11 protein-coding genes are annotated in these 13,246 nt (G+C 48.7%); 7 read left to right on the forward strand and 4 right to left on the reverse strand.

The annotated features are described in order from the left end of the window. Positions 1-100: 100 nt before the first annotated feature. Both infC and thrS read right to left on the reverse strand, forming a co-directional pair. On the reverse strand, positions 101-697 hold the full coding sequence (gene infC, locus BUE76_RS13305) for a translation initiation factor IF-3 (RefSeq protein ID WP_073040280.1): 597 nt from the start codon (positions 695-697) through the stop codon (positions 101-103). 168 nt (positions 698-865) lie between these two features. Next, complete coding sequence (gene thrS, locus BUE76_RS13310; protein WP_073040278.1) at positions 866-2,800, reverse strand: threonine--tRNA ligase; 1,935 nt, start codon at positions 2,798-2,800, stop codon at positions 866-868. A 90-nt stretch (positions 2,801-2,890) separates the two neighbouring features. Here thrS and BUE76_RS13315 point away from each other — a divergent pair, with 90 nt between their 5' ends. Together BUE76_RS13315 and BUE76_RS13320 are read left to right on the forward strand one after the other, a co-directional pair. Continuing rightward, positions 2,891-3,976, forward strand: coding sequence for a hypothetical protein (locus BUE76_RS13315; RefSeq protein ID WP_073039658.1), 1,086 nt, complete (start codon positions 2,891-2,893; stop codon positions 3,974-3,976). Positions 3,977-4,137: 161 nt separating this feature from the next. After that, on the forward strand, positions 4,138-4,935 hold the full coding sequence (locus BUE76_RS13320; protein ID WP_143157185.1) for a hypothetical protein: 798 nt from the start codon (positions 4,138-4,140) through the stop codon (positions 4,933-4,935). A 52-nt stretch (positions 4,936-4,987) separates the two neighbouring features. Here BUE76_RS13320 and BUE76_RS13325 read toward each other — a convergent pair whose 3' ends face one another. Both BUE76_RS13325 and BUE76_RS13330 read right to left on the reverse strand, forming a co-directional pair. Continuing rightward, positions 4,988-6,202 carry an NAD(P)-dependent oxidoreductase gene (locus BUE76_RS13325; protein WP_083596327.1) on the reverse strand — a complete coding sequence of 405 codons (1,215 nt, stop codon included), beginning with the start codon at positions 6,200-6,202 and terminating at the stop codon, positions 4,988-4,990. 302 nt (positions 6,203-6,504) lie between these two features. After that, positions 6,505-7,128, reverse strand: coding sequence for an SAM-dependent methyltransferase (locus BUE76_RS13330; protein ID WP_143157184.1), 624 nt, complete (start codon positions 7,126-7,128; stop codon positions 6,505-6,507). Between the two features lie 147 nt (positions 7,129-7,275). On the opposite strand from BUE76_RS13330, the gene proB reads away from it, so the two are divergent. From proB to BUE76_RS13355, 5 genes are all read left to right on the forward strand, one after another. Further along, complete coding sequence (proB, locus tag BUE76_RS13335) at positions 7,276-8,313, forward strand: glutamate 5-kinase (RefSeq protein ID WP_073039652.1); 1,038 nt, start codon at positions 7,276-7,278, stop codon at positions 8,311-8,313. A gap of 9 nt (positions 8,314-8,322) precedes the next feature. Further along, positions 8,323-9,564 carry a glutamate-5-semialdehyde dehydrogenase gene (locus BUE76_RS13340; RefSeq protein ID WP_073039650.1) on the forward strand — a complete coding sequence of 414 codons (1,242 nt, stop codon included), beginning with the start codon at positions 8,323-8,325 and terminating at the stop codon, positions 9,562-9,564. A gap of 86 nt (positions 9,565-9,650) precedes the next feature. After that, positions 9,651-10,127, forward strand: a complete 477-nt coding sequence (locus BUE76_RS13345) for an Lrp/AsnC ligand binding domain-containing protein (protein ID WP_073039646.1) — start codon at positions 9,651-9,653, stop codon at positions 10,125-10,127. Between the two features lie 208 nt (positions 10,128-10,335). After that, positions 10,336-11,946 carry a phosphoenolpyruvate carboxykinase (ATP) gene (gene pckA / locus BUE76_RS13350; RefSeq protein WP_073039644.1) on the forward strand — a complete coding sequence of 537 codons (1,611 nt, stop codon included), beginning with the start codon at positions 10,336-10,338 and terminating at the stop codon, positions 11,944-11,946. Between the two features lie 197 nt (positions 11,947-12,143). After that, positions 12,144-13,214: a hypothetical protein gene (locus BUE76_RS13355; protein WP_073039642.1), complete on the forward strand. Its 1,071-nt coding sequence runs from the start codon at positions 12,144-12,146 to the stop codon at positions 13,212-13,214. Positions 13,215-13,246: the final 32 nt, after the last annotated feature.

Below are 13,246 nucleotides of genomic sequence, written 5' to 3' on the forward strand. Positions count from 1 at the left end.
AAACGACAGGTGTAAAGATCAACATATTGCTTCGGATCAACAAAACAGATAAAGCCCGCATCCAGGGTGAATGCGGGCTTACCAATTGTTTATACCTGAATTAAGCCTGTGCAGACTTTGTCTCGGGCTTCTTCTTTGCCTTTGGGGTAAAGATGGCCAGCATGCGTTTGCCTTCCAGTTTTGGCATGCTTTCCAGGGTTCCAAACTCACCCAGGCGCTCAGCAAATTTCAGGAGGAGCAGTTCGCCACGATCTTTAAACATGATGGCGCGGCCCTTGAACTGAACATAAGCTTTTACCTTGTTGCCTTCCTTCAGGAAGTTCTCGGCGTGTTTGGCTTTGAAGTCGAAGTCATGGTCATCGGTATTAGGGGTAAAGCGGATCTCCTTCATTTCGGAGGTCTTGGCCTTAGCCTTCATTTCCTTTTCCTTCTTCTTCTTATCGTACAAAAACTTGTTGTAGTCAATGATCTTACATACCGGCGGGTCGGCTTGCGGGGAAATTTCCACGAGGTCCATTTCCTGCGCCTGCGCCATTTTCAGGGCTTCCGATGTGGTGTAAACACCTACGGTAACGTTATCGCCCACCAAACGCACCTGCGGTACGCGGATGTGATGGTTAATGCGGTGTTCCGCTTCTTTGCGGATGGGAAACCTGCCCCGGCCTCCCTTGTTGATTCCTTTATTAGGTAATGCCATAATGTTGTTTACCACGCCACCGCCGGCAGCCGGCGCATCGGTAAGTGTTTGCGTTTTGTTTTTGTTCTGCCGAAAATAAGAAAGTCCAAAGTAAAAACTAAAAAGTCAAAAATCATTCCTTTCAGAACGATGGCTTTGATTTTTACCCTGGACTTATAAAAATCTACGTTAATCGCTGGAGCGGTCGGTAATTTCCTGCTGTACCCGGCCGATAAAAGCCTGCACATCTTCCACGCCCATATCACCTTTGCCCTGGCGGCGGATGGCTACCTTCCCTTCGGAAGCTTCCTTCTCGCCTATCACCAGCATGTATGGCACCTTCATCAGCTCCGTATCACGGATCTTCTTGCCGATCTTTTCGTTACGTTCGTCCAGTTCTGCACGGATACCTGCTTTACGCAGCTGCTTCAGCACGTTTTTGCCGTAGTCCATAAACTTGTCGGAAATGGGCAACACTTTTACCTGCAGGGGTGCGATCCAGGTGGGGAACTTACCGGCATAGTGCTCGATGAGGAAGCCGATAAAGCGTTCGTGGGTACCCAAGGGTGCACGGTGGATGATCAGCGGCACTTCGGGCTCGTTGTTCATGTTGGTAAACGACAACTTGAAGCGGCGGGGCTGGGCAAAATCCACCTGGTTGGTAGCCAGGGTAAATTCGCGGCCAATAGCACTCCATATCTGTACATCGATCTTGGGACCGTAGAAGGCGCCTTCACCTTTAACTTCCACAAAAGGAATATTGGCTTCAATCAGCACCTCCCGCACCATGGATTCTGTTTCCAGCCACAGCTCGGGTTCGTTGATGTATTTCTGTCCCAGTTTCTCCGGGTCGTGGAGGCTGAGGCGCATCACATATTTCTCGATACCGAAAATCTTGAAGTACTTCAGGTACATGTCGTTAACTGCCTTGAACTCTTCGGCAAACTGCTCCTTGGTACAATAGATATGCGCATCGTTCATGTGGAGGCAGCGTACCCGCATAAGGCCAAACAATTCTCCACTTTGCTCGTAGCGGTAACAGGTACCGTACTCAGCTATGCGGTAGGGCATATCGCGGTAGCTTTTGGGCTCCGCATCGAAAATTTTGTGGTGGTGCGGGCAGTTCATGGCCTTGAGGTAGTATTTCTCCCCATCCATTTCCATAGGGGGGAACATACTGTCCGCATAATAAGGCAGGTGACCGCTGGTGAGATACAGGTTCTCTTTGGCGATGTGCGGGGTTACCACACGCTTGTAACCGGCTTCATTTTCGGTTTCCTTTGCCAGCTTTTCCAGTTCCTCAATGATAACGGTACCGTTGGGCATCCACATGATAAGACCCTGGCCAATATCGTCGTTGGTTGTATAGATACCTAGTTCTTTACCCAGTTTGCGGTGGTCGCGCTTTTTGGCTTCTTCCACCATTGCCAGGTATTCATCCAACTGTTTTTGGGAAGGAAAGGTTACACCGTAAATGCGGGTAAGCATTTTGTTCTTTTCATCGCCTTTCCAGTAAGCGCCCGAAATATTGGTCAGTTTGATGGCTTTGATAAAACCGGTGTTGGGGATATGTGGCCCGCGGCACAGGTCGGTAAAAGCACCTTGTGTATAAAAGGTGATCTCGCCATCGGTAAGATTTTGCAGGAGGTCGAGTTTATACTCATCGCCCTTTTCTTCAAAATAGGCTATGGCTTCCGCCTTAGGTATGGCCTTGCGCTCATAACTGTTGGCCTGCTTGGCCAGTTCGTTCATCTTTTTTTCCAATGCCTTCAGGTCCTCTTCGGAAATGGTGCGGCCGCCCAGGTCTACATCATAGTAAAAACCGTTTTCAATGGCGGGCCCTACCCAGAACTTCACACCGGGGAACTGCGACTCAATAGCCTCGGCCATCAGGTGGGCCGAGGAATGCCAGAACGTGCTTTGGCCGCCCTTATCATCCCAGGTCAGCAACTTAAGGGCACTGTCTTCATTGATGGGCCGCGTTGCATCCCACACTTCGCCATTCACTTCTGCGGCCAGTACTTTACGGGCAAGACCTTCCGAGATGGACTTGGCCACCTCCAAGGCAGACACGCCTGCCTCGTAGCTGCGCACCGCGCCATCCGGAAATTTTATTTGAATCATATGCGGTAGGTTCTTAAGAGGGGCGAAATTAACAAAGCCTTGCCACATTGCACGAAAGACCCGATTTTTGAAACGCTAATTTCACGGAATATGAAGTTGAGGCCGGCGTTTTACCTTTTTTTACTGGTATTGCTTGCAAGTGGCAGTGTACAGGCACAAAACCTTTCCGGTATCTGGAGGGGTTATTTTATTACCGAAGCATACGATCAGTACAAGTTCGAAATACAGATCAAGCAAACCCCTAAACGTACCGTTAGTGGTGTTTCTTATTCTTATCTCACAACTGTCTTCTATGGTAAGGCAACCCTTACGGGTAGCTATAATCCCACGAGCAAACAAATTTTGCTACAGGAAATAAAAACGGTTGAACTCCGCATGTCGGGCAGTTCGGTTGCCTGTATCATGCGCTGCCTGATGGAATACAGCAAGTCGGGCAAAGAGGAATTTTTGGAGGGAACCTATTCGTCCAAGTACGAAAAAAGCGACAAGGAGTTTGGCATCAGCCGCGGCGCTGGCTGTGGCGGCGGTAAGGTGTTTTTGCGCAAGGTGACTACCTCCGATTTTTACGTGGAGCCTTTTTTGCGCCAGGGGCCTGCACCGCGCAAACCTGATGTTGCCACCACCAAACCCAAGACTACACCAAAGCCCACGGTGCCGAAGGTTGCACCAAAACCGCAACCCAAGCCTCCGGTAGCGAGCACACCCAAAAAAGCAGTTGTGCCCCGGAAAGATTCGGTACGTAAAACTCCAGCACCGCCAATAGCACGCCAGGATGCACCCAAGGTGACCATCCCTGCACCCCGCATCAACCTGCCCGCTACTACGCGGAACCGGACCAACGACCTGGCGGAAACCGTAAGGGTAAGTGCACCCGAGATCGTGGTAAAGATTTACGACAATGGGGAAATTGACGATGACACCATCTCGGTTTACCTGGATAATAAACTGGTGCTTTCGCAAAAGAAACTGACTGCAGCCCCGCTGACCATCAACCTGAAAATGGACCCGGACAACCCGGATCACATCCTGGTGCTGGTAGCCGAAAACCTGGGCCGCATTCCACCCAATACCTCACTGATGATTGTGCAGGACGGCGACAAACGCCACCAGGTGCGTATCACTTCCACCGAGCAAAAGAATGCAATGGTGCGGTTCCGGTATGAAGCTGAAAAGTGATGTCTGATTTGTGGTTTCGGATTTCGGCAGTTTACAATGATGCCAACAACCCCTTTTTGGGCAAGATCCGAAATCCGAAATCATAATTCCAAACTCCATCCCTGCTTTGCCGTTCGTGTAAAAATGCTCCCGGCTGGAGCCAATTACCGTACTTTGCTTCAGTGAGAAAACCAGCTGCAGCCTTATTATTTTTTTGTATCATTCTTTCTTTTGCCGGCAAAAGCCAGGTGCTCAATGGCATCTGGAAAGGTACCATGACCCAGGCACCGGGGGGCTGCTTTCCTGAATACAACCTCGAACTGCAAATAAAGATTGTTGGCAAACAGGTAACCGGCGTATGCTACCATTACTCCGACACCCGCAATTATGTAAAAAAATTTTTCGAAGGCGAGTACCACGAAAGGACCAAGAACATCATTATCCGGGAACAGAATATCCTTGCTTTTCACATCCCGGAAGACTGTACGCCCTGCGTAAAGACCTATGATCTTTGGTATGCCAATTCCAACGGGGAATTGCTGAGCGGCGACTGGTTGGGCAAGGTCCTGAACACGGGCGCCAGCTGCCAGCCTGGGCATATCACCCTTTCCCGCGTAAAGGAATCAGCCTTTGAAGGCATCCAGGAGATTGCTGTAGATACCGGTAATATCAGGCTCGATTTTTACGACAATGGCTATGTAGACGATGACAGCATTTCGGTAATTGTAAATAACAAAGTGGTGCTGAGCCATGAAAAACTGGGTGCAAAACCGGTCACACTGAATATCCATATGGACGCAGCCCAGCCCATTCAGGAAGTGGTGATGCAGGCCGAAAACCAAGGCTCCATTCCCCCCAATACCGCCCTGCTCATTGTTACTACGCCCCGCCGGCGCTACCAGCTTTACCTCCAATCTACGCAGAAGAGAAATGCCGCTGTCCGCTTTATTTATGAAGCACCAGTGAGTAAACCGATGTGATCAACCATAACCTCCCTTTTCTTATTAAGAGACAAGAAGCGTGTACATGTTTTTATGCAGTAATGGATCCTGCTGTTGCATAATCGTGGAGGTAAGCGAAGGCAGGTGTTAATACGCCATTGCGAACGATGGTTGCCCGGTCAATAATATCAGAACCGCCATCCAGCAGTTCGGGTAATACGAACTTAATCAGTTGTTCGCCAAAATACCGGGAAGCATCGCGGGGCAATTCGTTGGGAAGGTTGCCAACCGCTACTACATCAATGGAACCCGGCTGATAAGGTTTTGTTTTTTCCAGGTTGGAACGGCTTACACCATATACCGGATCGGCAATGGATTGATCACCCAGGTTGATGGGTACCGAACCATTTTCGTCATCGGTGATATCGGAAATTACAGAAATACGGAAGTCACTATCCTGAATGCTTTCCCGTTCAAAAAGCCTGGGTAGGTTTTGATCCCAGTAAACACCGTTCAACAGGATATCGGTGTGGCTGGTATACAAGGGAAACAAACAACGGTACTGCTCAGGGTGCTCGTGGAAATGATCGCGGTTATAGCTTCCCTCCTCTTTGTGCGCATACAGATCGGCGCCTTTCAACTGAACATAAACAGGATACTCGAATGACCGGCTTCGGTATTCTTCCTTCTCCACTTCAATAATGCCCATCAGGTTCATCACCTCCACAATGCCATGGGCTACCCTGCCCGATCCTGTAACCCCAATTTTAATATTGGGCAACTTCAAACCAAAATAGGCATGGATCAATTTGCGAAAACTCTTTTGTTTGAACACCCTTTCCAACTGGTAGGATCCGGTACGGTTTCCATAAGCCATCATGCCATTATGTGCCCCCACAACACCTGCAAAAAAACCGAAACCAATAATGCGCTGACCATCGGAATGTTCAAGGCATTCAAAATCGATGAGGGTGATATGCTGTTTCAGAATTGTTTGCAGCAACACCTGGTTGTGTGCTTGCTTTTTCTTGGTATGCGAAAAAAAGAGGTAGGTCTTTTCAGCCAATAATTGGTTTACCGGAACTTCCTTGATGCCCAGCAAAATGGCACAATCACTTAGATCTTCCACTACCTCGATGCCAGCCATACGGTACTCCTTATCGGTATAACAGCGTGTCGGGCAAGTCTGCACTTTGATGGTCAGTTGGGGGAACTGCTTTTGTAACATTTTGCATTGACCGGGAGTAAGCGCAACCCGGTTGTCTGCTGGTACTTTTCCTTCCCGTATAAGTCCTAGGGTAATCATGGTGTTTAAAGTTAATGGGTTTGGCGTTGCTTATGGAGGAAGGTGTGTTTGCAACATAGACGTGGAAGGAAATAGATATCATCCAGGTAATGGGTGATGCGTGAAAAGGGATGAGTGAGATTCAAGAGTGGTATTACTACTGGTTTAAACGCTTCCTAAAATGAATTTTAAATAACAGAAGGAAATATTTTTTAAAGTTGAGTGGCCATGATTGTAAAACTTTGATACTGCTTTTGATCATCTTATTACAATAAAAAAAGGAGCCCGATGGCTCCTTAGTCGCAACCAATCCAAAACCAATATCATCGGCTTGCTTCCATTACCATAATCGCAGCCCTGCCTTGGTGACAAGGACCATTTTCCAATTGTACTAAGAGGTTTTCGCAACGTTCAATTGTTAGGTCAGCAAAATCATCGAGGAGCATTTTAGTCGTATAAAGCAAGTTTGAATCTTCCGGTCCGCCTGTTTGGTAAGCCAGTTGCTTCCTGGCAAATCCAACCACCAGCAAGTGGCCACCTTTGTTTAAGGCAGCAACTAATTTGCCATGCAAGGCCTTCCTGTCGCCGGGTGGCAGATGCGCAAACACCAGGGCAATAGCATCATAACTTTTAACCGGGTTGAATGCTGCTGCACTTGATTGAAAATAGCGCAGGCTTACTCCTGCTTCCATTGCATTTTGCAAAGCTTTCCGGATGGCTTCCCCGCTGTTTGTAAATGCATCAACCTGCCAACCCATTTTTGCAGCATATATCGCATTGCAACCTGATCCCTCCAGGGGTAAGAGCAAACTGCCAGGCTCTTGGCGGGTCAGGAATTCCTGGAAATACCTGTTTGGCTCGCCGCCATACAGATGTGGATGGCCTGTAAATGGCTGTTTTCCGAATGCTGCTTCCATAAAACAATTTCCATATATCTGCTTGTTCATCAGGTGACAAGTATCACATAACCGTGAAGAATTCTTTATTGCCGCTTCAATTTGGGCGGATTAGAACCTTTTCAATAAATCCTGCTATTTCGTGAACAATATGCAAGAGCAAAGCAATAATTTTAACAAGTTTCAATTAAACAGCCCATGCAACTACCTGTACTGGTCATCAAGCTGGGATCCGCGGTGATCTCGGACAGCCAGGGAAATATCGACGAAAAGATCATCCGCAAGTTGGCAGCCGAAGTGGCAAGCCTGTCTAAAGCCTATCATATTGTATTGGTATCGAGTGGTGCTGTGGGGAGCGGAAAATCTTTTTTCAAAAAGTATAAAGGCAGCTTGGTTGAACGGAAAGCCGCTGCTGCCGTGGGCAACCCCATTCTCATCAGGTTATACGACCGGTACTGCTCCAAACATGGCATCACGGTGGCCCAGGCCCTTTGCGAAAGGCACCATTTTTCCAACCGCGCCCAGTTCTTACAACTGAAGGAAACCTTTCATGAGTTTTGGCGCAACGATATCCTGCCTGTGGTAAATGAAAACGACCTGGTCAGCAATGTGGAACTGAAATTTTCCGACAACGACGAACTGGCAACCCTGCTGGCCCTGGGTTTTGATGCCGATACCCTGGTGATCTGCACCTCCGTTGGCGGCTTTCTCGATGGTGAGAAAAAAGTTATCCCTGTGGTGTCTACAATCGACCAGTCGGTAATGGGCTATATATCCAACGAAAAAAGCGGCCTTGGCCTGGGTGGCATGCTGAGCAAAATGACCTTTACCCGGCTGGCAACCTCCATGGGTATACGGGTTTCAATAACCGGCCTTGCCGGTAAGGAGCCTTTAACCCGTTCGCTGAACGGGCTGCAGGGTACTACCTTTAAACCGCAACGCTCCAACCTCAAAGCCCGCCAGAAATGGCTTGCCAGCGGCTCCATCACCCTGGGTGAGCTGCAACTGGATGAAGGCGCCGAAAAAGCCCTTCATGCTCGCAAAAGCCTGCTGTCGGTAGGCGTTAAGCAATTACAGGGAGCCTTTAGTGCCGGTGAAGTGGTACAGCTCCGCAATACCCAAGAAACCATCATTGGTGTAGCCAAGGTAAAACTGGGTGCCGCCGACCTGCAACAACAACTGCAAACCAGGAATGTACTGGCTGCACATGCCGACGATATCGTTTTATTTGACTAAGCAAGAACAATGGAAAGCATTTTACCCCTGCTGCAAAAAACACATAAAGCTGCCTCCAGCCTCCGGGCCAGCACCGATGCGCAACTCCGCAAAACGCTCCTGAGCATGGCCGATCTGTTGGAAGCAGACAGCAAAGCCATCTTAAAAGCCAACCAAAGCGATGTGGCCCGGCAGGAACCCAACGACCCCCGTACCGACCGCCTGCTACTAAATGAACAACGTATTGGGAGCATTGCCAATGCTATGCGCCAGATCAGCAAGCTGCCCAATCCCGGTGGCAAACTGCTGGAGAAACGCAAGCTGCCAAATGGCTTACTGCTGCAGAAAATAGCCGTACCCCTTGGCGTGGTTGGTGCCATCTACGAATCGCGCCCCAATGTAACCTTCGACATTGCCGCACTTTGCATCCGCAGCGGCAATGCCTGTGTACTCAAGGGCAGCAGCGAAGCCGAAGCAACCAATAAGGCCGCCATCAAGATCATCAAAGCAGCTTTAAAGGAAAATGGCATCAACCCGGATTGTGTTACCCTTTTGCCTGCGGCAAGGGAAACGGTTGCCGAGCTGTTTACCGCCACCCGTTACGTGGATGTCCTGATCCCGCGCGGCTCCGATGGATTGATCCAATATGTAAGGAAAAACAGCCTGGTGCCGGTAATTGAAACGGGTGCGGGTGTTTGCCATATTTACGTGGAATCGGAAGCAGACCTGAAGAAGGCCCTCAGAATTGTGGTAAATGCCAAAACATCCAGGCCCTCGGTGTGCAATGCTGTTGACGCTATACTGGTTGACGAAGCGATTGCTGCAGACTTCCTGCCTTCGCTCGCAGCAGCCTTTTTGCCCTTTGAAGTGGCGGTTTTTGCCGCACCCAAGGCTGCCCGCCAGTTGAAGGGGTATCCCTTTTTGCAGGAGGCCAGGCCTGAAGATTTTGGAAGGGAGTTCCTGAGTCTTCAATGCGCCATCAAAACAGTTAAGAACCTGGATGAGGCACTGGCGCATATCAGTGCCTTCTCTACCCGCCATTCCGAAGCCATTATATCGCGCAACAAAGCCCAGTGCAAACGTTTTGTACAGGAAGTGGATGCCGCAGCTGTGTACACCAATGCCTCCACCCGTTTTACCGATGGAGAAGAATTTGGGCTGGGTGCTGAAATAGGCATTTCTACCCAAAAGCTGCATGCAAGAGGGCCATTTGCATTGGAGAAATTGGTAACGGAAAAATGGGTCATTGAAGGAAACGGCCAGATTCGTTAATAGTAGTGTGGTGTTGTCAAGGTTATGCCGTATACGCTATCCTTTTGGCAATCGCCTATCTTCGTCCCGGCTTTAAACCTGCAACCATGAGCGAAAAGAACGGATTGGATGAAATTGACCGCAAGATCCTGAACGAACTGGCTAGGGATGCCGAAAAACCTTATTCCCAGATTGCCAAAAGCCTGGATGTTTCCAATACAATGATCCACCAGCGGATTGCGCGGATGAAGCAGTTGGGTGTAATTGAGCAAACGGAAATAAAGCTGAATGAAAAGCACCTGGGTTATGGCTCTTCCGCATTTACCGGTATCATCTTAAAAGAAGTTTCCAATACAGCTAAAGTGATGGAAGCCCTTGACAAGATTCCTGAAGTGGTGGAATGTTATTTTGTTTCAGGCGCCTACAACCTGTTTGTAAAAATTATTGCCAAAAACAATGACCACCTGATGCATGTGTTGTATGAAAAAATTGACAGCATTAAAGGAATCGTTCGAACAGAAACCCTGATCAATTTCCGAACGGTAATCAAAAGAGGTTGCCCTATTCCGGATGCAGATATATAAATCCAGTAACAAAATTACAGCCACCTCAGGGTGGCTTTTTTTATGTTTTTACCGGTATGTTATTCGGATAAAAGCTTCGGTGTTCAAACTTTAGCTTTCGTGTATAAATGACACCTATTCGCACGTTTAAAAATATTTTTCGTTTTATTGTGGGTGGTTTGGTGTCAAAATTGCTTTTATACCCTAGCTTTATTTAAAAGACGCACCCATGTACCAACGATTACTTGCCACAATTGAACAACAACTCTGGTGCCATGGCATTCGCCGGCCCAAAATGTATTACCAGTGTACCGCTGAAGAACTGAGTGCCCAAACGGTGGCCCTGGGCCAGGGTGCGCTGGATGAAAACGGAACGCTGGTGATTCACACCGGAACTTTTACAGGACGATCGCCCAAGGACAAATACTTTGTAAAAGACGAACTGGCGGAAGAGTACATCCACTGGAACGAATTCAACCAGCCTATAGAACCGGCTTGTTCGGAGCAATTGCGCCGCCGGATGATGGCATACCTCTCTACCCGCGACCTTTGGATCAGGGATGCTTTTGTTTGTGCCGACCCGCAATATTCCATTTCCCTGCGGGTGATTTCCGAAAAGCCCTGGGCCAGCCTTTTTGCTGGCAATATGTTCATCGCTCCCAAGGGCCGCGAAATACAGGATTTTGAACCCGAATGGAATATTTTTCATGCCCCCGACTTCGAAGCCATACCTGAAAAAGACGGAACACGCTCCCCTCATTTCGTCATAATAGATTTTGGAATGAAGCTGATCCTGATTGGCGGTACGGCCTATACCGGCGAGATTAAAAAGGGCATGTTTACCGTACTCAACTACCTGTTGCCCCAACAGCAGGTGCTGCCTATGCATTGCTCGGCCAATGTGGGTACGGCGGGCGATGTGGCCCTATTCTTTGGGTTGAGTGGTACCGGTAAAACAACCCTGAGTGCAGACCCTAACAGGCGCCTGGTGGGTGATGACGAGCATGGCTGGAGTGATACCGGCGTGTTTAATTTTGAAGGCGGCTGTTATGCCAAATGCATCGACCTGAGCCCGGAAAAAGAGCCCGAAATCTTTGCTGCCATCAGGCCGGGTGCCATGCTGGAAAATGTGCAGTTTTTTCAGGGTACCAATCAGGTGAATTATGCCGACGGCTCCCTTACTGAAAATACACGGGTTTCTTACCCGCTTTCCTTTATTTCCAATGCCCTGCAACCCTCGGTAACGGGTATTCCGGAAAATATCTTTTTCCTGACCTGTGATGCTACAGGTGTACTGCCTCCCATTTCGAGGCTTAGCCCTGAGCAGGCCATGTACCATTTCCAGGCAGGGTATACTGCCAAGATTGCTGGTACCGAAGCGGGTGTTACGGAGCCCAAGAGCACTTTCAGTCCTTGTTTTGGTGCACCCTTTCTTCCCCTGCACCCCGAAACTTATGCCCAGATGCTGGGTGAAAAGATCAGGGGTAATGAGGTGGCGACCTGGCTGGTAAATACCGGTTGGACCAGTGGTTCTTATGGTATTGGTCACCGCATCTCACTCAAGGTAACCCGTGCCCTGATCAATGCGGCCTTAAAAGGCGAATTGGAAAAGGTAGCCTACCAAACCGAACCTGTGTTTGGTTTGCAAATGCCAACCAGTTGCCCCGGTGTTCCCGAAGGTTTGCTCAACCCTCGGGATGTATGGACCGACAAGGATGCTTATGATGCTGCGGCTGCAAAACTCAAACAGCAGTTCGATGAGCATATGGAAAAGGTGCGGCAGTCGAAAGTGCAAAGTCAGCGGGGCGTGTTTCGGACATCACTGAGCAGGGTGATTTAAAAAGCGTTTTATAAATAAGCTGATGAAGGGAACGGTATGGCCCTGACAATTGCTAGAGGCCGATGTTGAATTGAGAATACACAAATCCTAAATGCCTTACCTACCTTATACATGGTATAGGAACAACTCCTTTTCGCTTGCTTGTTTTTCTGGAAGCCGGTCATTTGACCGGCTTTTCTTTTTCCTACATTCGGTGCATGAGCGTTGAACTGGACAAGCCCTCCCGTAAAAAAACCTTTTACCCTGTTAGCAAGGGCCTGCGGTCCTACCTGAAAAAGCATGGCCGGGAAGCAACGCTCCCCCTGGTGTACCAGGACCTGATGAACATGTCTTTTTCTATTCCACTTAAAGACAAAGCAGGCAAAGACACCTATTGGGAAAAAACGCTCTACGATATGCGGGAGTGGAATTTTCTTCGGACCGAACTGATCAACCTGTATGCAATCCTGAAAACCGAAGGCGATTTTTCTTATACCAAGCACCTGGATGTTGCCAGGGTTGATTACTGCACTTTCGGCAACTCGAACCCCTTCCGGGTGCGTATTGTAAACAGGTATAACGACAACTACGATCATTATTATATCAAAAAGGAAGATGCCTCCCGCATTTATGGGCTGGAACTGGAGCACCTCTTATCACCCAACCGCATTACTTATCTTACAGCACCGGGCACCATCGTGGAAGAACATGTGGCTGGCATTCCAGGCGATGTGTTCATACAACAATACCTCGATGCTCCGGACACCAACCGAACCCGTTTTGCCAAGGAGTTTGTGAAGTTCAATGAGCGGTGTTTTGTAAGGCTGCTCGGAGACATGCGCAGCTACAACTGGGTAGTGGACATCACACCCGATATAGAAGATTTTCAGTACCGCATCCGCGCCATCGATTTTGATCAACAGAGTTACGAAGGCAGAAAGAACCTGTACCTGCCCCAGTTCTTCAAAGAGAACCGGCCGCTTGTTGAACTGGCATCGCAACTGCTAAACATGGAAACAGTAAAGCAGTACCAAACGGAAGAAAGAACCATGATGGCCTTCCGGCTAGCTTCCGATAAATACCGCATCAAAGACCTATTGGATACCATGCAAACAGATGAAATATCCACGCAACAAAAGATCGCCGAACTGGCTATTGCACTTAATCAACATTTTGGCACCACGCAATTTAAATCGCAGGGCTCCATGGGTGAGTTGGTAAAGTGTCACCTAAAGCAAACCTTGCGTAAGGAGTTATTGCACGTGCCCAAGATGAACAGCCGGCATTAAGAGCTTCAAAGGCTTGTAGCAGGCTTATTGTT

Source organism: Cnuella takakiae (assembly GCF_001953305.1).
GTDB lineage: Bacteria > Bacteroidota > Bacteroidia > Chitinophagales > Chitinophagaceae > Flavisolibacter > Flavisolibacter takakiae.

Bases quoted from the DNA above. Each gene is read 5' to 3' on its own strand.
- infC (WP_073040280.1), bottom strand. From the start codon at position 697: ATGGCATTACCTAATAAAGGAATCAACAAGGGAGGCCGGGGCAGGTTT.
- thrS (WP_073040278.1), bottom strand. From the start codon at position 2,800: ATGATTCAAATAAAATTTCCGGATGGCGCGGTGCGCAGCTACGAGGCA.
- BUE76_RS13315 (WP_073039658.1), top strand. From the start codon at position 2,891: ATGAAGTTGAGGCCGGCGTTTTACCTTTTTTTACTGGTATTGCTTGCA.
- BUE76_RS13325 (WP_083596327.1), bottom strand. From the start codon at position 6,202: ATGATTACCCTAGGACTTATACGGGAAGGAAAAGTACCAGCAGACAAC.
- BUE76_RS13330 (WP_143157184.1), bottom strand. From the start codon at position 7,128: ATGAACAAGCAGATATATGGAAATTGTTTTATGGAAGCAGCATTCGGA.
- proB (WP_073039652.1), top strand. From the start codon at position 7,276: ATGCAACTACCTGTACTGGTCATCAAGCTGGGATCCGCGGTGATCTCG.
- BUE76_RS13340 (WP_073039650.1), top strand. From the start codon at position 8,323: ATGGAAAGCATTTTACCCCTGCTGCAAAAAACACATAAAGCTGCCTCC.
- BUE76_RS13345 (WP_073039646.1), top strand. From the start codon at position 9,651: ATGAGCGAAAAGAACGGATTGGATGAAATTGACCGCAAGATCCTGAAC.
- pckA (WP_073039644.1), top strand. From the start codon at position 10,336: ATGTACCAACGATTACTTGCCACAATTGAACAACAACTCTGGTGCCAT.
- BUE76_RS13355 (WP_073039642.1), top strand. From the start codon at position 12,144: ATGAGCGTTGAACTGGACAAGCCCTCCCGTAAAAAAACCTTTTACCCT.